The sequence below is a fragment of the Pseudomonas salmasensis genome, assembly GCF_014268375.2.
In the GTDB taxonomy this organism is placed as follows: domain Bacteria; phylum Pseudomonadota; class Gammaproteobacteria; order Pseudomonadales; family Pseudomonadaceae; genus Aquipseudomonas; species Aquipseudomonas salmasensis.
Map to the genome: position 1 here is coordinate 1711275 of NZ_CP077083.1, position 25262 is coordinate 1736536.

Annotated in this window: 23 protein-coding genes and 1 riboswitch; of the genes, 6 read left to right on the forward strand and 17 right to left on the reverse strand. The window is 61.2% G+C overall.

From position 1 onward, the window contains the following. The first annotated feature begins 13 nt into the window (after positions 1-13). Positions 14-3484 carry a hybrid sensor histidine kinase/response regulator gene (locus HU731_RS07435; protein ID WP_186606866.1) on the forward strand — a complete coding sequence of 1157 codons (3471 nt, stop codon included), beginning with the start codon at positions 14-16 and terminating at the stop codon, positions 3482-3484. A gap of 489 nt (positions 3485-3973) precedes the next feature. Here HU731_RS07435 and HU731_RS07440 read toward each other — a convergent pair whose 3' ends face one another. The 3 genes from HU731_RS07440 to HU731_RS07450 form a co-directional block, all read right to left on the reverse strand. Continuing rightward, positions 3974-4996: an IS110 family RNA-guided transposase gene (locus tag HU731_RS07440; protein ID WP_186609620.1), complete on the reverse strand. Its 1023-nt coding sequence runs from the start codon at positions 4994-4996 to the stop codon at positions 3974-3976. A 458-nt stretch (positions 4997-5454) separates the two neighbouring features. Continuing rightward, positions 5455-6819, reverse strand: a complete 1365-nt coding sequence (locus HU731_RS07445; RefSeq protein WP_169918249.1) for a DNA recombination protein RmuC — start codon at positions 6817-6819, stop codon at positions 5455-5457. A 175-nt stretch (positions 6820-6994) separates the two neighbouring features. Further along, a complete protein-coding gene (locus tag HU731_RS07450) occupies positions 6995-7318 on the reverse strand; it encodes an SEL1-like repeat protein (RefSeq protein WP_161905523.1) in 324 nt (107 codons plus the stop codon). Between the two features lie 457 nt (positions 7319-7775). On the opposite strand from HU731_RS07450, the gene HU731_RS07455 reads away from it, so the two are divergent. The 4 genes from HU731_RS07455 to HU731_RS07470 all read left to right on the forward strand — a co-directional run bounded on the left by HU731_RS07455 (position 7776) and on the right by HU731_RS07470 (position 10941). Then, positions 7776-8081 (forward strand): hypothetical protein, encoded by a 306-nt coding sequence (locus tag HU731_RS07455; protein ID WP_186606999.1) that lies wholly within the window; start codon positions 7776-7778, stop codon positions 8079-8081. Positions 8082-8524: 443 nt separating this feature from the next. Further along, positions 8525-8749, forward strand: coding sequence for a hypothetical protein (locus HU731_RS07460; RefSeq protein ID WP_003193022.1), 225 nt, complete (start codon positions 8525-8527; stop codon positions 8747-8749). 280 nt (positions 8750-9029) lie between these two features. Then, positions 9030-9512, forward strand: a complete 483-nt coding sequence (locus tag HU731_RS07465; RefSeq protein WP_186606998.1) for a hypothetical protein — start codon at positions 9030-9032, stop codon at positions 9510-9512. 145 nt (positions 9513-9657) lie between these two features. Further along, a complete protein-coding gene (locus tag HU731_RS07470; RefSeq protein WP_186606997.1) occupies positions 9658-10941 on the forward strand; it encodes an OmpP1/FadL family transporter in 1284 nt (427 codons plus the stop codon). 65 nt (positions 10942-11006) lie between these two features. Here HU731_RS07470 and HU731_RS07475 read toward each other — a convergent pair whose 3' ends face one another. The 13 genes from HU731_RS07475 to cobO all read right to left on the reverse strand — a co-directional run bounded on the left by HU731_RS07475 (position 11007) and on the right by cobO (position 22782). Beyond that, the gene (locus HU731_RS07475) at positions 11007-11558 is read right to left on the reverse strand and encodes a glutathione peroxidase (protein ID WP_186606996.1); all 552 of its coding nucleotides are present in this window, start codon (positions 11556-11558) and stop codon (positions 11007-11009) included. A gap of 150 nt (positions 11559-11708) precedes the next feature. Beyond that, on the reverse strand, positions 11709-12917 hold the full coding sequence (locus HU731_RS07480; RefSeq protein WP_437180729.1) for an MFS transporter: 1209 nt from the start codon (positions 12915-12917) through the stop codon (positions 11709-11711). A gap of 54 nt (positions 12918-12971) precedes the next feature. Beyond that, positions 12972-13376: a MarR family winged helix-turn-helix transcriptional regulator gene (locus tag HU731_RS07485; RefSeq protein WP_186606995.1), complete on the reverse strand. Its 405-nt coding sequence runs from the start codon at positions 13374-13376 to the stop codon at positions 12972-12974. A 42-nt stretch (positions 13377-13418) separates the two neighbouring features. Further along, complete coding sequence (locus HU731_RS07490) at positions 13419-14147, reverse strand: adenosylcobinamide-GDP ribazoletransferase (RefSeq protein ID WP_186607002.1); 729 nt, start codon at positions 14145-14147, stop codon at positions 13419-13421. 2 nt (positions 14148-14149) lie between these two features. Beyond that, a complete protein-coding gene (cobC, locus tag HU731_RS07495) occupies positions 14150-14725 on the reverse strand; it encodes an alpha-ribazole phosphatase family protein (protein WP_186606994.1) in 576 nt (191 codons plus the stop codon). Beyond that, positions 14722-15777, reverse strand: coding sequence for a nicotinate-nucleotide--dimethylbenzimidazole phosphoribosyltransferase (gene cobT, locus HU731_RS07500; RefSeq protein WP_186606993.1), 1056 nt, complete (start codon positions 15775-15777; stop codon positions 14722-14724). The genes cobC and cobT overlap by 4 nt, the downstream gene beginning before the upstream one ends. Next, a complete protein-coding gene (gene cobU / locus HU731_RS07505; protein WP_186606992.1) occupies positions 15774-16295 on the reverse strand; it encodes a bifunctional adenosylcobinamide kinase/adenosylcobinamide-phosphate guanylyltransferase in 522 nt (173 codons plus the stop codon). The genes cobT and cobU overlap by 4 nt, the downstream gene beginning before the upstream one ends. Before the next feature lie 544 nt (positions 16296-16839). Continuing rightward, on the reverse strand, positions 16840-18291 hold the full coding sequence (locus tag HU731_RS07510; protein WP_186606991.1) for a cobyric acid synthase: 1452 nt from the start codon (positions 18289-18291) through the stop codon (positions 16840-16842). Then, positions 18288-19277, reverse strand: coding sequence for a threonine-phosphate decarboxylase CobD (cobD, locus tag HU731_RS07515; protein ID WP_032895906.1), 990 nt, complete (start codon positions 19275-19277; stop codon positions 18288-18290). The genes HU731_RS07510 and cobD overlap by 4 nt, the downstream gene beginning before the upstream one ends. Further along, positions 19270-20178, reverse strand: coding sequence for an adenosylcobinamide-phosphate synthase CbiB (cbiB, locus tag HU731_RS07520; RefSeq protein WP_003193041.1), 909 nt, complete (start codon positions 20176-20178; stop codon positions 19270-19272). The genes cobD and cbiB overlap by 8 nt, the downstream gene beginning before the upstream one ends. After that, on the reverse strand, positions 20175-20825 hold the full coding sequence (bluB, locus tag HU731_RS07525; protein ID WP_032895904.1) for a 5,6-dimethylbenzimidazole synthase: 651 nt from the start codon (positions 20823-20825) through the stop codon (positions 20175-20177). Before bluB ends, cbiB begins: the two co-directional genes overlap by 4 nt. Next, the gene (locus tag HU731_RS07530; RefSeq protein ID WP_186606990.1) at positions 20822-22174 is read right to left on the reverse strand and encodes a cobyrinic acid a,c-diamide synthase CobB; all 1353 of its coding nucleotides are present in this window, start codon (positions 22172-22174) and stop codon (positions 20822-20824) included. The genes bluB and HU731_RS07530 overlap by 4 nt, the downstream gene beginning before the upstream one ends. Next, positions 22171-22782, reverse strand: a complete 612-nt coding sequence (cobO, locus tag HU731_RS07535) for a cob(I)yrinic acid a,c-diamide adenosyltransferase (RefSeq protein WP_005790169.1) — start codon at positions 22780-22782, stop codon at positions 22171-22173. The genes HU731_RS07530 and cobO overlap by 4 nt, the downstream gene beginning before the upstream one ends. Before the next feature lie 79 nt (positions 22783-22861). Then, a riboswitch (cobalamin riboswitch) is annotated at positions 22862-23108 on the reverse strand. Positions 23109-23208: 100 nt separating this feature from the next. Here cobO and HU731_RS07540 point away from each other — a divergent pair. Further along, positions 23209-24522, forward strand: a complete 1314-nt coding sequence (locus HU731_RS07540; protein ID WP_186606989.1) for a PQQ-dependent sugar dehydrogenase — start codon at positions 23209-23211, stop codon at positions 24520-24522. A gap of 135 nt (positions 24523-24657) precedes the next feature. On the opposite strand, the gene HU731_RS07545 is transcribed toward HU731_RS07540, so the two are convergent. Then, complete coding sequence (locus tag HU731_RS07545) at positions 24658-25197, reverse strand: C40 family peptidase (protein WP_032895899.1); 540 nt, start codon at positions 25195-25197, stop codon at positions 24658-24660. Positions 25198-25262 lie beyond the last annotated feature (65 nt).

Consider the following 25262-nt stretch of genomic DNA (forward strand, 5'->3'; position numbering starts at 1 on the left):
GCTCGGAGTTACCATGACGCTGTCCAGCGGGCTGATCGCCGCCGTTGCCCTGGCCTATATGGCCACTATGTTTGCCATCGCCTTTTACGGTGACCGCCGCCATGCGCCGCTGCCACCGCGCGTGCGTGCCTGGGTGTATAGCCTGTCGCTGGCGGTGTACTGCACCAGTTGGACCTTCTTCGGCGCCGTGGGCCAAGCGGCCGAACAACTGTGGGCATTCTTGCCGATCTACCTGGGGCCCGTGCTGTTGCTGGTGCTGGCCCCCTGGGTGCTGCAGAAGATGATCCTGATCAGCAAGCAGGAAAACATCACCTCCATCGCCGACTTTATCGCCGCCCGCTACGGCAAGTCCCAGTCCCTGGCGGTGGTGGTGGCACTTATTTGCCTGGTGGGCGTGCTGCCCTATATCGCGCTGCAGCTCAAAGGTATCGTGCTGGGCGTGAACCTGCTGATCGGCGCCGGCCCCGACACCACCGGAACCCGCGCCCAGGACACGGCCTTGATTGTGTCGCTGGTATTGGCGCTGTTTACCATCGTGTTCGGTACACGCAACCTCGACGCCACCGAACACCACCGCGGCATGGTGCTGGCGATTGCCTTTGAGTCGCTGGTCAAGCTGTTCGCTTTTCTCGCCGTCGGTGCGTTTGTCACCTACGGCTTGTACGACGGTTTCGGCGATCTGTTCAGCCAGGCCATGCTCGCCCCGCGCCTGGAGGAATACTGGAAAGAGACCATCAACTGGCCTTCGATGGTGGTACAGACCGGCGTCGCCATGATGGCGATCATCTGCCTTCCGCGACAATTCCATGTGACGGTGGTGGAGAACATCGACCCCCAGGATTTGCGCCTGGCCAAGTGGGTGTTCCCGGCTTATTTGATTCTCGCGGCACTGTTCGTGGTGCCCATCGCCCTGGGCGGCAAGATGCTGTTGCCCAGCTCAGTGCTGCCGGACTCCTATGTGATCAGCCTGCCAATGGCCGAGGCCCATCCTGCCCTCGCCGTGCTGGCATTCATTGGCGGTGCATCGGCGGCTACTGGCATGGTCATCGTAGCGAGCATCGCCTTGTCGACCATGGTTTCCAACGACATGCTGCTGCCCTGGCTGTTGCGCCGATCCAGCGCCGAGCGGCCATTCGAAGTCTTCCGTCACTGGATGCTGTCGGTACGCCGGGTGAGCATTGTGATCATCCTGCTGCTGGCGTACGTGAGCTACCGCTTGCTGGGCTCCACCGCCAGCCTGGCGACCATCGGCCAGATCGCCTTTGCCGCTGTGACCCAACTGGCCCCGGCGATGCTCGGCGCGCTGTATTGGAAGCAGGCCAACCGGCGTGGGGTGTTTGCCGGTTTGGCCGCCGGTACTTTCCTGTGGTTCTACACGCTGGTCTTGCCAGTGACGGCGAAAAGTCTGGGCTGGTCGCTCAACCTTTTCCCCGGCCTGACCTGGATGCACTCCCACCCGTTCGGGCTGTCGGTAACCTCGCTGACCCTGGGCACCGTGTTCTCCCTGGCAGGTAACTTCACCCTCTTCGTGTGGGTGTCGATGCTGTCGCGCACACGGGTTTCCGAGCACTGGCAGGCAGGCCGTTTTATCGGCCAGGAAATCAGCCAGCGCGCGAGTGCGCGTTCCATGCTGTCGGTGCAGATCAGCGACCTGCTCAGCCTGGCGGCACGTTTCGTCGGGGAAGAACGGGCCCAGCAGAGTTTTATTCGCTTCGCCTATCGCCAGGGCAAAGGCTTCAACCCCAACCAGAATGCCGATAACGACTGGATCGCCCACACCGAACGCTTGCTGGCCGGCGTACTCGGTGCCTCCTCGACGCGGGCGGTGGTGAAAGCGGCGATTGAAGGGCGGGAAATGCAACTGGAGGACGTGGTCCGTATCGCCGACGAAGCCTCGGAAGTGCTGCAGTTCAACCGCGCCCTGCTGCAAGGCGCCATCGAGAACATCACCCAGGGCATCAGCGTGGTGGACCAGTCGCTCAAGCTGGTGGCCTGGAACCGGCGTTACCTGGAACTGTTCAACTACCCGGACGGCTTGATCAGCGTCGGCCGGCCGATTGCAGACATCATTCGCTACAACGCCGAGCGCGGTCTGTGTGGCCCCGGTGAAGCGCAAGTGCACGTGGCGCGTCGCCTGCACTGGATGCGCCAGGGGCGTGCGCACACTTCCGAGCGCCTGTTCCCCAATGGCCGGGTGATCGAGTTGATCGGCAACCCGATGCCCGGCGGCGGGTTTGTCATGAGTTTCACCGACATCACCGCGTTCCGCGAAGCCGAACAAGCGCTGACCGAGGCCAATGAGGGCCTGGAGCAGCGGGTGACCGAGCGCACCCATGAACTGTCGCAACTGAACGTGGCCCTCACCGACGCCAAGGGCGTGGCCGAATCCGCCAGCCAGTCGAAGACGCGGTTCCTGGCGGCCGTGAGCCATGACCTGATGCAACCGCTGAACGCTGCGCGGTTGTTTTCCGCCGCCCTCTCCCACCAGACCGATGGCCTGTCCGGCGAGGCACGGCAGTTGGTGCAGCATCTGGATAGCTCACTGCGCTCGGCCGAAGACCTGATCAGCGATTTGCTGGACATTTCGCGCCTGGAAAACGGCAAGATCAACCCACAACGTCAGCCCTTTGTCCTCAACGAGCTGTTCGACACCCTGGGTGCAGAATTCAAAGCGCTGGCCCAGGAGCAACACTTGCGCTTCCGCTGGCGCGGCAGCCGTTTGCGGGTCGACAGCGATATCAAACTTTTACGGCGAGTTTTGCAGAACTTTCTGACCAATGCCTTCCGTTATGCAGACGGCCCGGTGCTGCTGGGCGTACGTCGTCGCAAGGGCGAACTCTGCCTGGAAGTCTGGGATCGCGGCCCTGGCATTGCACCGGATAAACAGAAAGTAATCTTCGAAGAGTTCAAGCGCCTGGACAGCCACCAGACCCGCGCCGAAAAGGGCCTGGGCCTGGGCCTGGCGATTGCCGACGGCCTGTGCCGCGTACTGGGCCATCGCCTGAGCGTACGCTCGTGGCCGGGTAAAGGCAGCGTCTTCAGCGTATGCGTGCCGCTGGCCCGCAACCAGGCCAGCGTGCAACCCAAGGCGCCGGCAGAAACCGGCCTGCCCTTGAGTGGCGCACGGGTGCTGTGCGTGGATAACGAAGACAGCATCCTGATCGGCATGCGCAGTCTGCTCACGCGCTGGGGCTGTGAAGTCTGGACAGCCGCCAACCAAGCCGAATGCGCGGCGTTGCTGGCCGAGGGTATCCGCCCGCAACTGGCGCTGGTGGATTACCACCTGGACCATGGCGAAACCGGTACCGAGTTGATGGGCTGGCTGCGTGCGCAACTGGCCGAGCCGATTCCTGGTGTAGTGATCAGTGCCGATGGCCGACCGGAGATGGTGGCCGAGGTGCATGGGGCGGGGTTGGATTACTTGGCCAAACCGGTGAAGCCGGCGGCGTTGCGGGCGCTGTTGAGCAGGCATTTGCCGCTGTAACGGCATAGGTATCTACACAAGTTCGGTATGACGCCGAACCTGTGGCGAGAGAGCTTGCTCCCGCAACGGCCTGACAGCCGGTGCCTATCTCCCTGAGGCACTGCGATCCAAATGTGGGAGCTGGCTTGCCTGCGATGGCGGCCTAATAGTCAACACAGTTGGACCGGGTACATATCCGTTATTTAGGTAATGGCCACTTAGGGTTCCGCCCTGACGGCGGCTCACTTTTGAAAAGCGCAAAAGTAAGCAAATGTATGGTCAGCCCACCTCCTGCAACCACAGGCGATGAGCGGTAAAGCATGCTTGCGCTAATGTATCCGGGCTCATAGTTGGCAGTTTCACCGCTCGGCCCTTGATGAATAGTCGCTCCCGCCTGTCCTTGAAAAACGCTTCAGCTTCGAAAGCTGTTTTGCTTACCAGGTTTTCAAGCAGGATCTGAGCTGTTTATCGTCATCATCGTTGTCGTCGCAAAAGCCGGTAGTGTTTCGCTCAAGTCACCAACTGCGCGTTGTAGCTGCCTCCACGAGCTAAAACGGCCCATACGATTCTTGCCAATTTATTGGCTAAGGCGCAGGCAACCTTGTTTGGGTGCTTTCGTGCAAGGAGGTCTCTGCACCACCTTCCAAGAGCATCGTTGCGTTTGTCGATCCGCACCAACACTGCCCGCGAACCTTGGACCAGAAGCTTTCGAAGATACTTATCACCACGTTTGCTGATGTTCAAAAGGACGGTTTGGTCGCCTGTTGAGTATTGCCTCGGCACCAGTCCTAGCGAAGCGGCAAAGTCTCGAGCCGAATGAAAATTGGAAGCGTCCCCGATGTCGGCCAGCAGCGCGCTAGCGATGATCGGGCCGATGCCGGGGATGCTCATTAAGCGTGTTCCCGCATCATCAGCTGCCACTTGCTCTTTGATACTTCGGTCAATTGCCTTTATTTCCCCGGTGAGCCGTTTGATCTCTTCCAGCAGATATTCAATATCGCACTTCAGCTGTTGAGGCAGCTCTGCGGCAGGATCGTCCAGAATTTGGTGAATCTGATTCATCGCCGCTTTTGTCGCAGGCAACGCAATTCCAAACTCAAGCAAGAACCCATGAATGCGATTTATGGTTTGAGTTCGATGACCTACCAGCGCCTCTCGAAGGCGGTGCTGGGTCGAAAGCACTTGCTGCTCCACTGTCTTGATCGCGACGTAGCGCGTTCTGGGGCGGGACGCGGCTTCACAGATGGCAGCAGCATCGATGTAGTCGTTTTTATTGCCGGTAACGTAAGGTTTTACATGTTGCGGCGCGATCAACTTCACTTGATGCCCGAAAGATATAAGTTTTCTGGCAAGCCAGTGCGAACCGCCGCAAGACTCCATCACGATGGTGCAAGGCTTTAGTTTTGCAGCGAACTCAAGCAAGCGATTGCGATTGAATTTCTTGCGTAGTACTTCATGGCCTTTGCCGTTGTGCCCGATGAGATGAAAAGTGCTTTTTCCAATATCCAGGCCAAGCAGTTCCAAGGTGTCCATGAGAGGTCTCCTCAAGTAAGTGAGAACCCCGGTAAGTCTAGATTTACCGGGGTTCCCGTGCCGGGCTGACCATCTCATTAACGCTCTTGCCCCACCACTCGGCACCTCGCTTAGGCTCGGTGTGCCCGTAATTCGCCAGTGATTTGGGAGGCCGCCGCCACGCGCCATCCATGGCGCGGGGCGGCTAAACCGGCATCCCTGCCGGTTTACCTCCCAAATCACTGTCGAATTCCGGCCAGCGTGGTTTAACGGGGCGCCTAAGATCAAAAGCAGATCAAGAGCGGCTCGCTTCGCATCGTGGTTGCTGTTGAGCGCCACAGAGTTGTGCCTATGACGGGGCTGAACTCGATCTGTGTGTGGGAGCGGGCTTGCTCGCGAAAGCGTATCGTCAGTCAGCACATCTAACACTGAAACACCGCCTTCGCGAGCAAGCCCGCTCCCACAATTTAGGTCCGTGTTTATTCCGGGAGATGTGCCACGCCGTCCGAATCGGTCATTGCCCGCTCCAGCAGATCTGCCGGCAAGCTCTTACTGGCGCGGGCGCCGAGCAACCTTAATTGCTCGGTACGGCTGACCAGGTTCCCACGCCCATCCGTCAGCTTGTTGCGTGCCGCGCTGTAGGCCTTGTCCAACTGTTGCAGCCGGTTGCCCACTTCGTCCAGGTCCTGGATAAACAGCACGAACTTGTCATATAGCCAACCGGCACGCTCGGCAATTTCCCGTGCGTTCTGGCTCTGGCGCTCCTGCTTCCACAGGCTGTCGATCACCCTCAGGGTGGCGAGCAAGGTGGTGGGGCTGACGATCACGATATGGCGGTCGAAGGCTTCCTGGAACAGGTTGGGCTCGGCCTGCAATGCAGCAGAAAAGGCAGCCTCGATCGGTACGAACAGCAGCACGAAATCCAGGCTATGCAAACCTTCCAGGCGCTTGTAGTCCTTGCCGGCCAAGCCTTTGACATGATTGCGCAGGGACAGCACATGCTGCTTCAAGGCGGCCTGGCCAATCACCTCGTCATCCGCCGCGACGTACTGCTGATAGGCAGTCAAGCTGACCTTGGAGTCGACCACCACCTGCTTGTCGCCCGGCAACATGATCAGCACATCAGGCTGGAAACGCTCGCCATCCGGGCCTTTGAGGCTGACCTGGGTCTGGTATTCACGGCCCTTCTCCAGGCCCGCGTGCTCCAGCACCCGCTCGAGAATCAGCTCGCCCCAGTTGCCCTGGGTTTTCTGGCCCTTGAGGGCGCGGGTCAGGTTGGTGGCTTCGTCCGACAGGCGCAGGTTCAATTGCTGCAGGCGCTCAAGCTCCTTGGCCAGGGAAAAGCGCTCACGGGCTTCGTTCTGATAGCTTTCTTCGACACGCTTCTCGAAGGACTGGATACGTTCCTTGAGCGGGTCGAGCAGTTGACCGAGGCGTTCCTGGCTGGTTTCGGCAAAGCGCTGCTCACGCTCGTCGAAGATCTTGCCCGCCAGCTCGGCAAATTGCGCACGCAGCTCGTCCCGTGAACCTTGCAGGTCAGTGAGGCGTTGCTGATGACTCTCTTGCTGCTCGCGCAATTCGGCGCTCAGGGCCGCGGCCAAAGCGTCGAGGCGCCGCAGTTCGGTTTCCTTGGCGCTACGGTCGAGGTTCCAGGCGTGCGCGGCGTCGCGAGCGTTATCGCGGTCGATCTGCAACAGCTCGACTTCACGGCGCAGCGCCGCCAGGTCGGCTTGCTTGGCGGCATTGGCCTGGCTCAGGTCACTGATCTCATCGCGGCTGGCGTCCAGTTGGGCGGCGAGCCCTTCCTGGGCCAGTTGTGCGGTCGCCAGGCGCTCTTCCAGCAGCTCCCAGCCGGTGGTGCGTGCGGTCAGGCGCCGCTGGAGTTGCCAGCACAGCGCCAGTAGCGGCACGGCTGCGCCTACAAGCCCCAAGGCGATACTGGTCCAGTCAAACACCATAGCCATTTCTGCCATCACCGAAAAAGAGCAAGGGTAACCAAGCCTAAGGCCGCAGGACAGCTCAGTCTTCGACCTGGCCCAGTTCGCGCTGGGCGCGACGGTCGCCGGCGCGAGCGGCCGAACGCAACAAATCGTGGCCGATACGACGGTCACGGGCGTTTCCGCACTCGCGGCACATCAATTGGCCAAGACGGCTCTGAGCGGCCACCACGCCTTCGCGGGCAGGCTGCTTGAGCAAGCGGCCGGCGATATGCTTGATATTGGTACTCTGCCCCAGGCGCGGGCTGTCGAGCAGCCACAAAGCAACCTTCAAGGAAAAACGCTTGGGTGCGGTAACAGTTTGGGGCGTGTCGGTAACAGACGGTGATACTGAGCGAAACTTCATAAAGCACTGTGGGACAGAACGGAAGGCGCGCCACTCTACTCTTTTTTTCGTACAGGTAAAGCTGAAAAAACCGTGCACGCCCGTCCTAGAGCAAGCGCTCGGGACAATCCACAGAAGCTGTGGATAACTCAGTGGACAACCCCCCTGGAACACGCGCAAAGCCCCATGGAACGGGGGCCGCAGTCAAACTGACGATTTTTTCACCAATAAAAAAAAGCGAGATTTTTCATTGACTTAAATTTTGATTACAGGCAAATGGGCGCACTTGCACACCAGTGACAGCAGGGTTACACCCTTGACCACGAATGTGCACAAGTCCCGATCTGCTGGTTATATCGACGGCGTTTTTTGATTCAACATCGGTTAAACATGTTACTGAGCAGGCAAACTCGAGGGCTTTTCAAATCGGCCTCGGCTCGCCACACTGCGCCACCGACAATGCAAACCAGTAGGGCCGATGAAAGGAATTCTGTTATTCGCCGGGCTGCTGCTGGCCATCTGCGCGACCTCGCTTGGGATCAATGCCGCGCTCCCCTCGCCGGACGGTGCACTGTTTGCTATTGCTATCCTGCTATCGGCCGCCTTTACCGCTGTGATCCTGTGCATCGAACTCAGTGATGGCAGAATCAACGACATGGGCGATGTGATCCGCATGATCGAGACTGGCCAGTCCTTGCGACTGACGCTCGCCGCCTACGGCCTGGGGTGCGCCCTGGCCGCCTCCATGACCGTGCTGGCCTATCGCGAGTTGCTCGGCGGCTGATCGAAGTTTTTTTGCAATCGGCCTTCCCTTCCCTGTTTCAATCCGTTACTATCCGCGGCGTTAGTACCAAGCTGAAAGTCAATTCTGGTCGAACACGTCCCCTGAACCACATGGGATCGACCACCTCGATGGTTTCCAGGTATTCCTTGCGACGACACTGCCTTTGAACAAGCAAAGGGTGGCGCGAAGTTCCAATACTCTGACCGAACCAACCTGCAAATTGATCAGGATCTTCACCCCGGGCCCAGAACCTTTGCCCCTGTTGTGTTGCCTGCCCTCCTAAGTACCTACCTGCCAGCCCAAGCGCGCCTAATTTAATAGCGCTTCAAACTGGCTGCTTTGTTCCAGTCGGGTTCTTCGTTTGATCAATGGTGATCAGCGTTACTGGAACGTTTTAACGTTGCACGGTTCTTATCCGTGTCATTTGTAGGAACACCAATAATATGAACGCTCAAATCCACACTCAGGATGCCATTCGCACCCTCACCAACGCTTTTGCCCCAATGAACTGCCTGATCATGGCCGCTCGCAAAGGCTGCTTCAGCTTCACCCTGGTCAACGAACACGGCATCGCTCGTCACAGCGAACGCCTGTATCCCGATCAATACTCCAGCGCAGAACCGCTGCAGGCCGTGATCGATCGTACCCGTCAGGCACTGACTGCCTGATCGACCCGCGTCGCTGAAACCTTAAAAAAACCCTGTTTGAATAACAGGGTTTTTTATTGCCTGGAATTCGGCGCCAAATCCTGCGGGCTAAGTACAAATCGATATAAACGTTATAACCGGTTGCAGAAGATGTTTTAAAAACAGTCCTTTACATCGTGAATATGACACTACACTTCAACTCAAGCGGCATGATCCGCTTACGACGGGCCTGAGATCCGATTCACCGCTGCCAAGCTCCCCTTCTCAGGCTCGTCCACTCTTTGCATGGACTGAGGCTCGTATGGGTATTGCCGCCAGTGAATTGTGTCGTTATGTGATCCGGCCAACGCTGATGTACCTCGGCCGTCACAGCTCGACAGCCGAATCCCTGCTGCTGGGCATTGCCGCCAGCCAGTCCGAACTGGGCTCGGCGCTGCATGACCGGCGCGGCCATGGCCTGTACAGCATCACCGAACCCCGCCACCGCGCCCTCTGGGATGATTACCTGGCGCTGGACCCGGAACGCGCCAGCCTGGTGCGCGGGCTGGCCAGCCAACATGCGTTCCTCAGCGCGCCCCAGTTGGAGTTGACGGTAAACCTGCGCTACGCCACGGCGATCGCCTGGTTGCTGGTGGAACAACATCGTCCCGCCCTGCCCGCGCCCGGCGATGTACTGGCCATGGCGCGTATCTGGAAAGAAATATTCCACCCCCAGGGCCGCCTGCGAGATTTCACCCACGCCTGGCAAACCTGTGTAATCCCAATGAAACAGGCAGCTTGCTGACCGGGCAAATTGCAAGATTCGCCAAAAAACAGCGATTTTGGTCGGATTGTCCTACAAAACCGCTCTATCTCCAGCATTACAGCCTATAGCGCGATCTGAAATTTATTGATACTTTCCGCAGCGGTGATCACACGGAGTTCTAATAATGAAAAAAGTAATGCTCAAGACCACACTTAGCCTCGCCGTTGCCATGGCATCCTCCCAACTGTTCGCCAGCGGCTTTGCCCTCAACGAACAGAGCGTGAGCGGGATGGGTACCGGTTTCGCAGGTCGCTCTTCTTCTGCCGATGATGCGAGCACTGTGTTCGGTAACCCTGCTGGTATGGCACGCCTGGAAGGCCAACAGATCACTGGTGGCGTTGCAGCCATTGATGCATCCACCGATATCAGCAACACCGGGGGCAACTCTCGCGGCACCAACAAAGGTGACATGGTTCCTTTCACCGCCGTGCCATTTGGTTTTTATACCAACAAACTCAACGATCAGTGGGCCGTCGGCTTCGGTGTCTATGCTCCGTTCGGGCTGGTAACTGACTACGAAAAAGGCGCACAGGCCTCTGGCTTTGGCAGCAAGAGCGAAGTGAAGGTCATCACCTTCCAACCGACGGTCAGCTACGCGTTCAACGACCGCGTTTCCGTCGGTTTTGGCCCGACCTTCAACCGTATTGCCGGCGTACTGGAATCGGAGAAGACCCTGAACCCGGCGGTTTCCGATACCAATGTTAAAATCAAGGGCGACGATACCGCCTTGGGCTTCAATATCGGCGTATTGGTTCAGGCAACCGATACCACCCGCGTTGGCCTGACCTACCACTCCAAGGTCAAATACAAGCTGGAAGGACACACGACCGTCAGCGGCCCGGCCGCCACTCAGCCCTTCCTGCGTAACAACCGTTACGACGCTTCGCTGAAAATCGACACCCCAGAGTCCTACGATCTGTCGGTCACTCAGGATTTGACAGATGCCTGGAAACTCTACGGTGGTGCAACCTGGACGCGCTGGAGCCGTCTTAAAGAGATCACCGTAAACAACGACGGTGTAACAGCCGCAGGCGGCTTGCTCGCACCTAGTCAGCTAGGCTCCATCACCGAAGAACAAAACTGGCATGACACCTGGGCCTACGCTGTAGGTACGTCGTATCAGTTGACCAAGCAGGTGGTGCTGCGCACCGGCCTGACCTTCGACCAGTCACCGACAAACAACACCGACCGTTCGCCACGCATTCCGACTGGTGACCGCACGATCTTCAGCGTGGGCCTGGGTTACAAAGTCATGGATAACATGACGATCGACTTGGCCTACTCGTACCTCAAAGAAGAGGATGTGAAGATCAACCAAACCGCCGCTGCGCCTTCAACAGCCAGCTACCGTGCCAAGTACGAAAACAGTGCAAACGGTTTCGGCCTGGGCATGACCTACACCTTCTAATTTAGACAGGTGTAAAAAAGCCCCGCTCTCCTGTGAAGGAGGCGGGGCTTTTCAGTGCTCGTCAATCAGGGTTTTGACGCTATCGCCTGCTCCACCGCCTTGATCAGCTCCGGACTGTCCGGCTTGGTCAGGCTGGAAAAACTGGCAACCACATTGCCTTGGCGATCCACCACATACTTGTAGAAGTTCCACCTGGGCGCCGCGTCGGCCTGCTGTGCAAGCACCTTGAACAGGTGCACAGCATCCGGCCCCTTCACCTTCTGCGGCTCGGTCATGGTGAAGGTCACGCCATAATTCACGTAGCAGACCTTGGCGGTTTCCTCACCGGTTTTGGCTTCCTGCTTGAAGTCATCGGACGGCACGCCGATCACTTCCAGGCCTTCGCCCTTGTAGCGCTGATATAACGCTTCCAGCCCTTTGAACTGCGGGGCAAAGCCGCAGAAGCTCGCCGTGTTGACGATCACCAAAGGTTTGCCAGCGAATTGCTGGCACAAATCGATGGATTCCTTGGCCCGCAGCTTGGGCAGTTGGCCCTCCAGCAACGGTGGGCAACTGGCGGCCATCGCCACGCTGCCAATAGCTATCAGGACGGGTACAGCGAGCCAGCGCATCTGCATGTCAAAAGTCCTTGAGTCGGTTCAGGCCCACAACTTAACAGATCGCCATGCCCAGTTGCATCAACGCCAGGCCGCCCCGCTGCCAGCCCCACCAGGCCAGCAGCAACAACACCATCCCCACCGCCAACAGCATAAGACGCGCTGTCATGCTCATGCTGCCTCCATCTGCGCCTGAATACGTGCCACCGGCCGCTCACGCACCGGCCAATTCAGCGCGGCGGCGAGCAGGCTGAGCAAAATTGCCACCTGCCAGATCAAATCGTAGCTACCGGTTCGATCATAGACCACCCCGCCCAGCCACCCGCCGAGGAACGAGCCAAGCTGGTGGAACAGGAACACAATCCCGCCCAGCATCGAGAGGTTGCGCACACCAAACAGGGTCGCGACGGTGCCGTTGGTCAGCGGCACGGTGGACAACCACAAAAAGCCCATCGCCATGCCAAACAGATACGCCGTGACTTCGGTGACCGGCGCCCACAGGAACAACACGATCACCACCGCCCGCAACAGGTACAAGCCGGTGAGCAGGCGCGGCTTGGACATGCGCCCACCGAGCCAACCCGCCGTGTAGGTGCCAAATACGTTGAACAGGCCAATCAACGCCAGCACCGTGGTGCCAACCGTGGCCGGCAGGTGCTGGTCGACCAGGTACGCCGGCAAGTGCACACCGATGAACACCACTTGGAAACCGCAGACAAAAAAGCCGAAGGACAGCAACCAGAAGCCGGAGTGAGAACAGGCTTCTTTGAGCGCCTCACCCAGGGTTTGCTGGCCCACTGTGACCGACAGCGGCCGGTCCTTGAGCATGGCGACCAGCGGCAGGATCAGCGCCACCATCAAGCCCAGCGCCAGCAGCGCTGCCGACCAGCCCAGCCAACCAATCAAACCGAGGGTGCCGGGAACCATGGCGAACTGGCCGAACGACCCCGCCGCACTCGCAATGCCCATGGCCATACTGCGTTTTTCGGGTGCAACGGCGCGGCCGACCACGCCGAGAATCACCGAGAACGAGGTGCCGGACAGGCCAATGCCAATCAGCAAGCCTGCGCTCAATGACAGCGACCACGCGGAGTCGGACATGCCCATCAGCACCAGGCCAACGGCGTACAACACCCCGCCGACAAACACCGCCTTGGTCGCGCCGAAACGGTCGGCCAAGGCCCCGGTAAATGGCTGCGCCAAGCCCCAGATCAGGTTCTGCAAAGCGATGGCAAAGGCAAAGGTTTCACGCCCCCAACCGAATTCGCTGCTCATCGGCGCCAGGAACAGGCCAAAGCCATGCCGTACGCCCAAGGACAACGCCAGGATCAGCGCACTCCCTAAAAGGACCCAACCACTGGTGCGCCACATCGAGGTCATTTCTTATTCTCCGTTCGCGGGTATATACCCGCTTGTAGTCGAACAAACCGCCGTTCAGGCGAGTTCATCCAGCAAGGCCAACAACATTTCGCGCTTTTCAGCACCCAGCTTATCAATCAGTTTCTGTTGCGCTGCTTCCCACGCCGGCAACGCAGCGGCCAGCCGTTCATGACCGGTGTCAGTCAACACCACCAGGCGGTTGCGCAAATCGTAGCCCTCCACCAACTGCACCAGCCCATCACCTTCCAGGACGCGCAGGTTGCGCCCCAGGGTGCTGCGATCCAGGCCCATGGCGTCCGCCAGGCTGGAAATGCTCGGCTGGTCGAGACGCTGCAGGTTGCACAGCAAAGAATACTGGGCAACGTTGATCCCGAAGCCATCGAGAGCGCCGTCGTAGTGCCTGCTGACGCCACGGGCGGCGCGTCGCAGGTTGGTGCATAAACATTGGGAGGCAAGCATAGAGCGTGTATATACCCGGAGTTAACCAATTGCAAGAAAGCGTTACAACGCCAGCCCGACCAACACCGCGACTTCAAGCAGCTCCAGCAGTGCACCAGCGGTGTCGCCCGTGGTGCCACCCAGACGCTTGACCATCAACTGGCGCAGCCACACGAAACACAATGCCGCCAGCAACACCGCGATGCCGCCGTTGAAGCCGCCGATCAGGATACAGGCCAACCCGCTGAGGATCAGCACCTGTTGGCCGACAATTCGCGGCAGATGGTCTGACAGTGCCTGGCCCAATCCGCCCGCCCGCACATAGCGCGTGGTGAGAAACAGCGCCAGCATCGAAGCGCGTCCGATCAGGGGCGCCAGGATCAAGGCGGCGCCATTGTGTTGTTCGATCAATGCCACCAGCGCGCTGAACTTGAGTAGCAGCACCAAGCCCAGGGTGACCACCGCAATCGGGCCGCTGCGCGGGTCTTTCATGATGCTGAGGGTGCGCTCGCGGTCGCCAAAACCACCCAGCCAGGCATCGGCGCTGTCGGCCAGGCCGTCCAGGTGCAGGCCACCGCTGAGCAACACCCAGGCGGTGAGCAGCAACGCGGCGTGCAACAGTAACGGTGCGCCCTGCAACACCTGGTCGAGGCCCCATAACAACACACCGAACAGCAGCCCAACCAGCGGATAAAACAGCAACGAACGGCCCAGCTCTTGAGGCTGCGGCATACCCGGCAAGCGAATGGGCAGGCTGCTGAGAAATTGCAGGGCGACCCAGAACGGCAGCATCATCAGCGCCCTTCCTTCAACACGCCATCGGCCTCAACCTGCAGGCCGAACAGGGCACCGTGACCCACTTCGACATTCAGCAGTTGCTCACGGGGCAACCCTCGCGCCTGGGCCAGCAGCAGGCGCATTACACCGCCATGACTGATCAACAGCACGCGCTGGCCAGCATAGGCCTGATGCAGCCGGGTGACAGCGCCAAGCACCCGCTCTGAAAACCGGATGACCGGCTCGCCCTGCGGCGGCGTGAAGGCATAGGGGTTGGCCCAGAACAAGCCCAGCCCTTGGGCATCGGTGTCCATCAACGCGGCCGCACTCTGCCCTTCCCAGGCGCCGAAGTGCAGCTCCTGCAGGTCAGGCTCGAGACTCACCGGCACATCGAGCTGTGCCCCCAACGCCTGGGCGAACAGAGCGCAGCGTTGCAGCGGTGAGCTGATCAGCCGATCCCACGGCCCCTGCCCCACCACTGCGTCGCGCATCTGCTGCCAGCCCTTGGAGGTCAGCGCATCGTCCAGGCTGCCACGCAGGCCGCCGCCCAGTTCGGTTTCGCCGTGACGCAGCAGGTCCAGGCGCAAGGTCATGCGGGGCGGTCCGCCACGGCGGCTTCGGCGAAGGTCGCCATCTGCCCGTGCAGCGCACACGCCAGGCGCAACAAGGGCACCGCCAATGCCGCACCGCTGCCCTCGCCCAGGCGCAGGCCCAGTTCCAGCAACGGCTGAGCATCGAGGCTGTGCAGCACATGGCGATGGCCTGGCTCGGCGCCCCGATGGCCGAACACCAGCCATTCGCGACACGCCGGATTCAAGCGCACCGCTACCAACGCGGCCACGCTGCAGATGAACCCATCCACCAGCACCACAATGCCTTCCTGGGCGCAGGCCAGGTAAGCACCGACCAGCGCGGCTATTTCAAACCCGCCGAGATTGAACAGCGTTTGCAATGCATCACCGCGCTGGCCGGCATGCAACGCCAAGGCGCGTTCAATGACCGCGACCTTGTGGCTGACCCCTGCGGCGTTCAAACCAGTGCCTGGGCCTGTGAGGTCAGTGACCTGGCAATCCAGCAATGCGCAGGCCAGGGCGCTGGCGGCAGTGGTGTTGCCGATGCCCATTTCGCCGCCGATAAACAGCTGCACGCCGCCTTCCAGGGCGCGGTGTGCGCTGTCTCGCCCAGCTTGCAGGGCTAACTGCCCTTGGGCCTGGGTCATCGCCGGGCCATGGACGAAATTGGCCGTGCCCGCGCCGATATTCAGGTGACGAACGCCGGGCAAGTCCAGGGACGGCGTGACAGTGCCGAGGTCGACCACTTCCAATTGCGCTTGCAGTTGCCGCGCCAACACGCTGATTGCCGCGCCACCAGTGACGAAGTTTTGCAGCATCTGCCCGGTCACCGCCTGGGGAAACGCCGACACACCTTCAGCGACCACACCGTGATCGCCGGCAAAAATCGCGATCCACAGGTGATCTACCGAGGGTTTGACCTGGCCCTGCAAACCCGCCAACTGCACCGCCAGCGCTTCCAACTGGCCGAGGGAGCCGGCGGGCTTGGTCAACTGCTGCTGGCGCGCCAGCGCCTGCTCGTGGGCCGTGGCATCAATGGTCCTGCAGGGGTTGAGCCACCAGGAATCGGTCATAACGCAGTACCTTTCAAAGTCAGGGGCAGGCCGGCAACCGTCAGGACAACGCGCTGACAGTGCTCGGCCAAGGCTTGATGCAGCCAACCGGCTTCATCCACATAACGGCGAGTCAATTCGCCCAGCGGCACGACACCCAGACCGGTCTCGTTGCTGACAAAAATGATTTCCCCTGGCAGCGAGGCCAGGGTTTGCAGCAGTTGATCGCGCTCGAAGGCAAGACGCGCCGGGTCTTCGAGCATCAGAAGATTGGTGAGCCATAAGGTCAGGCAATCCACCAGCAGGCAGCGATCAGTGGCGGCGTTTTCGCGCAACACGCGCGCCAGGTCGATGGGCTCTTCAACCAGCCCCCAGTGGTCGGGGCGACGCTGGCGATGCAAAGCGACGCGCTCGTTCATCTCACCGTCGAGCGGTTGGCTGGTGGCGATATAAATGACGGCAAGCCCGCTCTCTACGGCAAGCTTTTCGGCCAGGCGGCTCTTGCCCGAACGGGCGCCGCCGAGGATCAATTGATACATGCAAAGGCCCCTGGTAAACAACGTGGGAGCGGGCTTGCTCGCGAATAGTGTGTATCAGTGAATGCATCTATGGCTGGCCCACCGCATTCGCGAGCAAGCCCGCTCCCACAGTTAAATTGTGGTGCGCCAGGTGAACATGAGGCGGCCGCCACGGCGATATCGCAGGCAAGCCAGCTCCCACAGGTAACCTGACCGGCTTTGGCGCAGGCTTTTGATTTTGATCTCAGGCGCCCCGTTAAACCACGCTGGCCGAACGCAGGCTTGAATCCGTGGGTAACCCGGCAGGACGCCGGGTTAGCCGCACTGGGCCAGGGATGGCCCATTGCGGCGGCCCACGGATTCAAGCCGGAGAGAGGGCACACCGAGCCTAGGCGAGGTGCCGAGTGGTGGGGCGAGGACCTTTTGGTTACTTTTGGGTCCTTCCAAAAGTGACCCGCTGTAAGAGCGGAACCATAAGTGGTCGTTGCCGCAGCAATGGATATGTACACCGCTCCACCGCTATCGCAGGCAAGCCAGCTCCCACGATCGGGTCGTGTGATCACCGTCAGATTCCACATAGCTTGCGCAATAAATCGGTATCCAGGTGATGCTCCACCAAGTCCGCCAAGCGCTCGATATCGCGCTCACGCAAGCCGTGATAATCCACCTCTTGCACATCCTGCAACCCGGCCCAACGCAGCAACGCGCTGCACGCCGCCGGGGTTTCGAATAAGCCGTGCAGGTAGGTGCCTAGAATTTGCCCATCGGGGCTCTGCGCGCCATCGCTGCGGCCATCGTCCAGCAGCACCGCAGCGTTGGATAAGGCAGCACCGGCGGTAACCCCCGCATGGATCTCGTAACCGCTGACGTCGGCATCTTCCAACACCAGGCGTCCACGCACATTGCGCAGTTGTTTCTCTTGTTCCAGGGTGGTGCTGAATGCCAGTAACCCAAGGCCTTCACTGGAGCCCGCAAGCCCTTCCAGGCCCAACGGGTCATGGACTTGCTCGCCAAGCATCTGCAAGCCGCCGCAGATCCCCAGTACCTTGCCGCCATAACGCAGGTGCCGCGCCACGGCGGTGTCCCAGCCATTGGCACGCAGATAGGCCAGGTCACTGCGCACGCTCTTCGAGCCCGGCAGGATGATCAGGTCAGCGGCAGGTATCGACTGGCCCGGCCCGACGAACTGCAAGTCCACCTGGGGATGCAAGCGCAGCGGGTCGAAATCGGTATGGTTGCTGATGCGCGGCAGCACCGGCACCACCACCTTGAGCACCTGGGCGGCCTTGTCGATCTGGCGCTGGTCGATGCCGTCTTCCGCCTCCAGGTGCAGGTCCATCACGTAGGGCAGCACGCCGACCACCGGTTTGCCGGTGCGCGCTTCGAGCCAATCCAGCCCGGGTTGCAGCAACGCGATCTCACCGCGAAAACGGTTGATGATGAGGCCCTTGACCCGCGCCTGCTCACTGGGCGACAGCAGGTCCAGGGTGCCGACCAGATGGGCGAACACGCCGCCGCGATTGATGTCTGCGATCAACAGCACCGGGCAGTCCACCGCCTCGGCGAAGCCCATGTTGGCGATGTCATTGGCGCGCAGGTTGATCTCGGCCGGGGAGCCCGCGCCTTCGACCATCACCACCGGGTAGGCCTCACTCAAGCGCGCGTGGGAGGCCAGCACCGCTTGCATCGCAATGGCTTTGTAGTCGTGGTACGCCACGGCATTCATGCTGGTAACGGCACGGCCATGGATGATCACTTGGGAGCCGGTGTCGCTGTTGGGTTTGAGCAACACCGGGTTCATGTCGGTGTGGGGCGCCAGGTTGGCAGCCTGGGCCTGCACCGCCTGGGCGCGGCCGATCTCGCCGCCTTCGGCGGTCACTGCGCTGTTGAGCGCCATGTTCTGCGGCTTGAACGGTGCCACCGCGACGCCCTGGCGTACCAGCCAGCGACACAGCGCAGTCACCAGGGTGCTTTTACCGGCGTCGGAGGTGGTGCCCTGCACCATTAACGTGGTCATGTGGCGTCCTTGTAGGCGGCCAGGGCTTCGTCAAGGCGCAGCCAGTCGGCGTCGGTGTCGGGCAGGCCGAAGCGCACGCTGCTGTTGTGCACAAACAGGCGCAGCAGGATGCCGCGCTGGGCCATGAACTCGTACAGCCGTTCAGCGTGGGGGGTAATCAACCACTGGAACAAGGCGCAGCCGCCGTGAGGTTGAAGGCCGCGGCGCTCAAGCAGTTCGAACAGACGCTGGCCGGCTTCGATGCAACGACTGCGCTGGCGCGCATGCCCGGCGGTATCGCGCAGGCACACTTGGCCCAGCACCCGCGTCGGCCCGCTGACGGCCCAGGGCCCGACCTGTTCGGCCAACAGTTTGAGCAACTTGCGCTCGGCCAGCACGAAGCCCAGGCGCACACCGGCCAGGCCGAAAAACTTGCCGAATGAGCGCAGCACGATCAAGCCGACCTGGTCGGCATGCCTGGCCAGGCTCAAGTCCGGGGTCACATCAATGAACGCCTCGTCCACCACCAGCCAGCCACCACGTTGGGCCAGCCGCGCATGCCAGTCCAGCAGGCGCTGTGGGCTCAGGCTCAAGCCCGTGGGGTTGTTGGGGTTGACCACCACCAGCACGTCGAGGCTGTCGAGAAAGAAGTCGACTTCCTGCTCCTGCACTTCGCGCACCACATAACCGGCGCGGCGCCAGGCTTCGGCGTGCTCGGCATAACAGGGCGACAGCACGCCGACCTTGCCCGAACGACGCAGGCGCGGCAGCAGTTGGATCGCTGCCTGGGAGCCCGGCACCGGCAGCAACGGGCCGGCGCCGTAATACTCGCTGGCAGCCTTTTCCAAACCGTCATCGGTTTCCGGCAAACGCGCCCAGGCACGCAAGGGAATCTCGGGAATCGGCCACGGCCAGGGCGCCAGGCCGCTGGACAGGTCGAGCCAATCCGCTTCGGCAATGCCGTACTCAATCGCGGCCTTACGCAGCCGACCACCATGTTCAAGCATAGATTTGCGCCCCCACGCACAGGACCAGCAGCCACAACCATACGCCGCGCTGCACCAGTTGCCAGCCGCGATCAATGGAGTCGGCGTCGGCCGGCGGGCCTTCGCCCAATGGCGGGCGCTGATGCACCTCGCCGTGATAAATCGCCGCACCGCCCAGTTCCACACCCAACGCACCGGCCCCCGCCGCCATCACCGGGCCGGCGTTGGGGCTGTCCCAGGTCGGCCCCTGGGTGCGCCAGCATTTGAGCGCCAGGCGGGTTTTACCCAATAACGCGTAGGTTAAAGCCACCAAACGCGCAGGAATATAGTTGAGCACATCATCGATCCTGGCGGCTGCCCAGCCGAAACGCTCAAAGCGCTCATTGCGATAGCCCCACATGGCATCCAGGGTGTTGCTCAAGCGATAGAGCACCACGCCCGGCACACCGGCCACCACAAACCAGAACAACGCGGCGAATACCGCATCGCTGCCGTTCTCCAGCACCGATTCGGTGGCCGCGCGGGCGACTTCAGTGCGGTCCAGTTCGCTGGTCTGGCGGCTGACCAGGTAACTCACACGCGTACGCGCTTCGTCCAGGTCGTCACGGCGCAGGGCCTGGGCCACTGGGGTGACGTGCTCACCCAGGCTGCGCATGCCCAGGGCGCAGTACAACGCCATAATCTCCAGCAGCCAGCCGATATAGGGCGCCCACGACAACGCCGTGGCCAGCAGGGTCAGCGGCACCACGGCGATAAACCACGCGGTTACGCCATGGCTGCGCCAGCCACGCCCACCGCTATTGAAACGTTGCTCGATGCGCCCGGCGAAATTGCCGAACGCCACCAGCGGATGCCAGCGCCTGGGCTCACCCAGCAGCGCATCCAGCGCCACCGCAGCCACACACAGCAAGGCCACACTCATTGACTCACTCCCCACGTGTTTTCATACAGCATGTCACTTAGCGGTCGCGGCTCGGCCCAGCCTTCAAGCTGCAACATCGGTGCCGGGTAAAACTCGGCCACCGGCCCCAGGCACAACACGGCCAGGGGTTTTGCGCCGGGCGGCAAGCCCAGCAGCTCGGCCAGGGCCTGGGGGTCGAACAGCGAAACCCAGCCCATGCCCAACCCTTCCACGCGCGCCGCCAGCCACAGGTTCTGGATCGCGCAAGAGAGCGAGGCCATGTCCATTTCCGGCAAGGTGCGACGCCCGAAGATATGGCGCTCGCGGTCGTCCATCAACGCTGCGACCAGTACCTCGGCGCAGTCGTTGATACCTTCGACCTTGAGCTTCATGAACGCATCGGAGCGCTCGCCCAACGCTTCGGCAGTGCGCACGCGCTCTTCTTCCACCAACTGTTGAATCTGGCTGCGCAGCGGGCGATCGCTGATGCGGATAAAACGCCACGGCTGCATCAGGCCGACGCTGGGCGCCTGGTGCGCGGCGTGGAGCAGGCGTTGCAGCAGTTCAGGCGCGACACTGCCGCCGCTGAAGTGGCGCATGTCGCGGCGTTCGGCGATGGCGCGGTAGACGGCTTCGCGGTCGGCTTGGGGGAATGCGTTGTCAGTCATGGCCTCTTCGCGAGCAAGCCCGCTCCCACATTTGAAATGCATTCCCCTGTGGGAGCGGGCGCAAACAACGCGGCCACCGCGCCAGGGTTCGACGGAAAATAAAAGTGTACGTAGGAGGCGGTCAATCGACCTTGGCGATAGACCGCTTCAGCCCCGCGCCCGCCGTTAGGGCTCAGGCCACGGGCAATCGGCGCCCATTCGGTGCTGGTCAGCGAATGGTGATAGGTATGCCCACGCAAGGTCCCCTCCGGCAGTTCAACGCTTTGCAGCGCCAGGGCCGCGAGTTTCTTCTGCATCACCGCATCGCCCTGCAACAAGCCAACCAGTTCGGCGCGTGTACCCTCCACATCGGTCAAAGAATCGAGCAGATAGAGCATGCCGCCACATTCGGCGAGCAGAGGCTTGCCAGCGGCGTGATGAGCACGAATGGCGTCCAGCATCGCGGTATTGGCCGACAATGCCTGGTGGTGCAGTTCTGGATACCCGCCGGGCAGATAGAGGCTGTCAGCTTCAGGCAGTTGCCGATCATGGATCGGTGAGAAGAACTTCAGCTCGGCGCCCACCGCCCGCAGCAAATCCAGGCTGGCACCGTAGGTAAAGGCAAAGGCTTCGTCACGGGCGACGGCAATACGCACACCGGCCAGCAAGGGCTCGGCCTCGACCACGTGCGGCGCGGCAAAGGTCACCGGCGGCGGCAGGGCCACTTCGCAACTGCTGCCCAACGCTTGGGCGGCGGCGTCCAGGCGTACATCAAGGTCGTTCAATTCGCTGGCTTGCACCAGGCCCAGATGACGGCTGGGCAGTTCGATGCCGGTCTCGCGGGACAATGCACCGTACCAACGCAAGCCCTCGGTGAGGCTGCCTTCGAGCAATTGCGCATGGCGCAGGGTGCCGACGCGGTTGGCCAGCACGCCGGCGAACGGCAGGTCGGGTTGATAGCGCGCCAACCCCAGGGCCAAAGCGCCGAACGTCTGGGCCATGGCGGTGCCATCGATCACGCCCAGCACCGGTACACCGAAGTGCCGCGCCAGGTCAGCGCTGGAGGGCGTGCCGTCGAACAGGCCCATCACGCCTTCGATGAGGATCAGGTCAGCCTCCCCCGCCGCTTCCCAGAGCAGGCGGCGGCTTTCCTGCTCGCCCACCATCCACATGTCCAACTGGTACACCGGCGCGCCACTGGCACGTTCGTGGATCATCGGGTCGAGAAAGTCCGGCCCGCATTTGAACACGCGCACTTTGCGCCCCAGGTTGCGGTGCAAACGGGCGAGCGCGGCGGTGACGGTGGTTTTGCCCTGGCCGGACGCCGGAGCGGCGATCAATACGGCCGGGCAATGACGGGGCTGATTCAAAGTTCGACGCCTTTCTGTGCCTTGATACCGGCCTGGAACGCGTGCTTGAGCATGCCCATTTCGGTGACGGTGTCGCCCATTTCGATCAGCTCAGGCTTGGCGCCACGGCCAGTGACCACCACATGCTGCATGGGCGGGCGGGCTTGCAGGTCGCTGAGTACCTGGTCCAGGTCAAGGTAACCGTGCTTGAGGGCGATGTTCAGTTCGTCCAGCACCACCAAGCCGATGGAAGGGTCATTCAACATGGCCCGGGACACTGCCCAAGCCGCTTCGGCAGCGGCGATATCGCGCTGGCGGTCCTGGGTTTCCCACGTGAAGCCTTCGCCCATTACATGAAAGCGCACCTGCTCGGGGAAGCGGCGGAAGAACAATTCTTCGCCGGTGCTGTTACGCCCCTTGATGAACTGCACCACACCGCATTGCATGCCATGGCCCATGGCGCGGGCCAACATGCCGAACGCCGAACTGCTCTTGCCTTTGCCGTTGCCGGTCAGCACCAGCAGCAGGCCGCACTCGTTGGGGGAATTGGCGATGCGCTCGTCGATCACGGCTTTTTTGCGCAGCATGCGTGCCAGGTGGCGTTCGTCGCGGTCGGGGGAATCAGTCATGGCAGCTCTCCGTTGGGGCTGGACAAAAACGGCGGGCAGGAAAAAGAAAAAACAGACAGCCAAGCATCGCCCACCGTGATGCTGTTGGATGATCCAGGCCGGTCTCCGGGCTCATGAGTGGCGCTTTTGATAGCAAGCAGCCGAGGGTGCGCCTTCCCATATCGCACGCGATACAGTGGCAAACAGCACCGTCTTGACTCATTTACCGTTGCGGGGGCAGCGCCGGAATCGCGGCAGCACTGTTTACAAGTGCGCTCACTCACCGGCTTCCCTGTTTCACTCCATCGACGCGTACGCCACAGAGCACCTGGAACAAGCCGCGAAGGTTAGTGGGTTGGGGGTGGAGCGTCAATTAAAGCTGGCCTTGTACTTGAACCATCCGCCGTTCGTGCTTCTCTACCCCCTACAGGTATCAAGGAGAAAACCATGCCTAAAACCCGACTCGCCCTACTGATCATGTTCGCCGGCAGCCTCGCTGCGTGTGGCGAAAGCTCGACCCTGCAGGTCGCCGACGGCACCGGGCCCTCACCCCGGCTGCCGGAGCCGAACAAGACGCTGATCCCCACCGTCAATATCGCCCCGGCCATCGGCTGGCCCGAAGGCGCCAAGCCCGTCGCCGCCGCCGGCACCCAGGTGGCCGCGTTTGCCGAAGGCCTGGATCACCCGCGCTGGCTCTACGTATTGCCCAACGGCGATGTACTGGTGGCCGAGACCAATGCCCCACCCAAGCCGGACGATACCAAAGGCCTACGCGGCTGGGTGATGGAAAAAGTCATGGACCGCGCTGGCGCCGGCGTGCCGAGCCCGAACCGTATTACCTTGCTGCGCGATACCGACCATGATGGCGTGGCAGAAACTCGCACGGTGTTCCTGGAGAACCTCAACTCGCCGTTTGGCATGGCCCTGGTGGGCAACGACTTGTATGTGGCCGATTCAGATAAGTTGCTGCGCTTTGCCTATCAGCCGGGTGAAACCGCGATCACCTCCCCCGGCACCAAGGTGGTGGATTTACCGGGTGGCCCTTTGAACCACCACTGGACCAAAAACGTAGTGGCCAGCCAGGACGGCAGCAAGCTGTACGTGAGCGTCGGCTCCAACAGCAACGTCGGCGAAAACGGCCTGGAAGCCGAACAGGGTCGCGCCGCCATCTGGGAAGTCGACCGTGCCACCGGCCAGCATCGCATTTTTGCCTCCGGCCTGCGCAACCCCAACGGCATGGCGTGGGAGCCACAGAGCGGCAAGTTGTGGACGGCGGTCAACGAGCGCGATGAGATTGGCAGTGACCTGGTGCCCGACTACATCACCTCGGTCAAGGATGGCGGGTTCTACGGCTGGCCTTTCAGCTATTACGGCCAGCACGTAGACGTGCGTGTCACCCCGCAGAACCTGGACATGGTCGCCAAGGCCATCGCTCCCGACTATGCGGTAGGCCCTCACACTGCGTCGCTGGGGCTGACCTTCGCCGAAGGCAGCAAACTCCCCACCCCCTTCACGAATGGCGCATTTATCGGCCAGCATGGCTCCTGGAACCGCAAGCCGCACAGTGGCTACAAGGTCATTTTCGTGCCGTTCGAAGGGGGCCAGCCGAAAGGGCAACCGGTGGATGTGCTGACGGGGTTTCTTGATAGCGATGAGAAAGCCATGGGCCGGCCGGTTGGCGTGGTGATTGATCAGCAAGGGGATTTGCTGGTGGCCGATGATGTGGGCAATAAGGTTTGGCGGGTTTCTGCGGCCAAATAATCCATTTGAACAGCGCCACAAAAACAATGTGGGAGCGGGCTTGCTCGCGAAAGCGGTGGTTCAGTCAGAAAGTTTATCGACTGACACTCCGCCTTCGCGAGCAAGCCCGCTCTCACATGGGGTGCTGTGTTCGGCTCAGGGGTTACGCGCAAGATTCGCTGGCAGTACCCGCTTGGCACTCAGGTAGGCATTCTGCCAATACGCTTTGGATAGCGTATCCAGCTTCACGGTACCGCCGGTTTGCGGCGCGTGTACGAAGCGACCCTCCCCCACATAAATGCCCGCATGGCTGACCCGCGAACCACCACCGGTGGCGAAGAACAGCAGGTCGCCGGTTTGCAGGTTTTGTTCGCTGACGTCCTGGGCACGCATCACGATCAATTCACGGGTGGTGCGCGGCAATGAGATGCCGGCAGCGTCGCGGAATACAAAGCCGATCAGGCCGCTGCAATCGAACCCCGAGTCCGGTGTGTTGCCGCCCCAGCGATAAGGCGTGCCGACCAGGCCCAGCGCACGAAAGAGCACGTCTTCGGCAGCCGGCGAGAAATTCTGGGTGGCATAGTTGAACACCGGCTTAGGCTTGACCGCGACGGGCGCGGGCGGCGGTGTGCGACTGGCGCAGGCGCTGAGCAGCGCGGCGCAAACAATAAGCATCAGGCGGGCCGAGGTCGACATGTGCAGAACAATCCTGGTCTGGATGCGGCTTTCGCTGCCGAACGTTGAAAACCAGAACGCGCAAG

Coding starts and splice junctions, on each gene's coding strand:
- HU731_RS07475 (WP_186606996.1), bottom strand. CDS start 11,558: ATGCAGATGCGCTGGCTCGCTGTACCCGTCCTGATAGCTATTGGCAGC.
- cbiB (WP_003193041.1), bottom strand. CDS start 20,178: ATGAGTGTGGCCTTGCTGTGTGTGGCTGCGGTGGCGCTGGATGCGCTG.
- bluB (WP_032895904.1), bottom strand. CDS start 20,825: ATGACTGACAACGCATTCCCCCAAGCCGACCGCGAAGCCGTCTACCGC.
- HU731_RS07435 (WP_186606866.1), top strand. CDS start 14: ATGACGCTGTCCAGCGGGCTGATCGCCGCCGTTGCCCTGGCCTATATG.
- HU731_RS07470 (WP_186606997.1), top strand. CDS start 9,658: ATGAAAAAAGTAATGCTCAAGACCACACTTAGCCTCGCCGTTGCCATG.
- HU731_RS07455 (WP_186606999.1), top strand. CDS start 7,776: ATGAAAGGAATTCTGTTATTCGCCGGGCTGCTGCTGGCCATCTGCGCG.
- HU731_RS07480 (WP_437180729.1), bottom strand. CDS start 12,917: ATGACCTCGATGTGGCGCACCAGTGGTTGGGTCCTTTTAGGGAGTGCG.
- HU731_RS07510 (WP_186606991.1), bottom strand. CDS start 18,291: ATGACCACGTTAATGGTGCAGGGCACCACCTCCGACGCCGGTAAAAGC.
- HU731_RS07440 (WP_186609620.1), bottom strand. CDS start 4,996: ATGGACACCTTGGAACTGCTTGGCCTGGATATTGGAAAAAGCACTTTT.
- cobT (WP_186606993.1), bottom strand. CDS start 15,777: ATGACCGATTCCTGGTGGCTCAACCCCTGCAGGACCATTGATGCCACG.
- HU731_RS07490 (WP_186607002.1), bottom strand. CDS start 14,147: ATGCTGCCGTTCTGGGTCGCCCTGCAATTTCTCAGCAGCCTGCCCATT.
- cobD (WP_032895906.1), bottom strand. CDS start 19,277: ATGCTTGAACATGGTGGTCGGCTGCGTAAGGCCGCGATTGAGTACGGC.
- cobO (WP_005790169.1), bottom strand. CDS start 22,782: ATGACTGATTCCCCCGACCGCGACGAACGCCACCTGGCACGCATGCTG.
- HU731_RS07485 (WP_186606995.1), bottom strand. CDS start 13,376: ATGCTTGCCTCCCAATGTTTATGCACCAACCTGCGACGCGCCGCCCGT.
- cobC (WP_186606994.1), bottom strand. CDS start 14,725: ATGACCTTGCGCCTGGACCTGCTGCGTCACGGCGAAACCGAACTGGGC.
- HU731_RS07450 (WP_161905523.1), bottom strand. CDS start 7,318: ATGAAGTTTCGCTCAGTATCACCGTCTGTTACCGACACGCCCCAAACT.
- HU731_RS07540 (WP_186606989.1), top strand. CDS start 23,209: ATGCCTAAAACCCGACTCGCCCTACTGATCATGTTCGCCGGCAGCCTC.
- HU731_RS07460 (WP_003193022.1), top strand. CDS start 8,525: ATGAACGCTCAAATCCACACTCAGGATGCCATTCGCACCCTCACCAAC.
- HU731_RS07465 (WP_186606998.1), top strand. CDS start 9,030: ATGGGTATTGCCGCCAGTGAATTGTGTCGTTATGTGATCCGGCCAACG.
- cobU (WP_186606992.1), bottom strand. CDS start 16,295: ATGTATCAATTGATCCTCGGCGGCGCCCGTTCGGGCAAGAGCCGCCTG.
- HU731_RS07545 (WP_032895899.1), bottom strand. CDS start 25,197: ATGTCGACCTCGGCCCGCCTGATGCTTATTGTTTGCGCCGCGCTGCTC.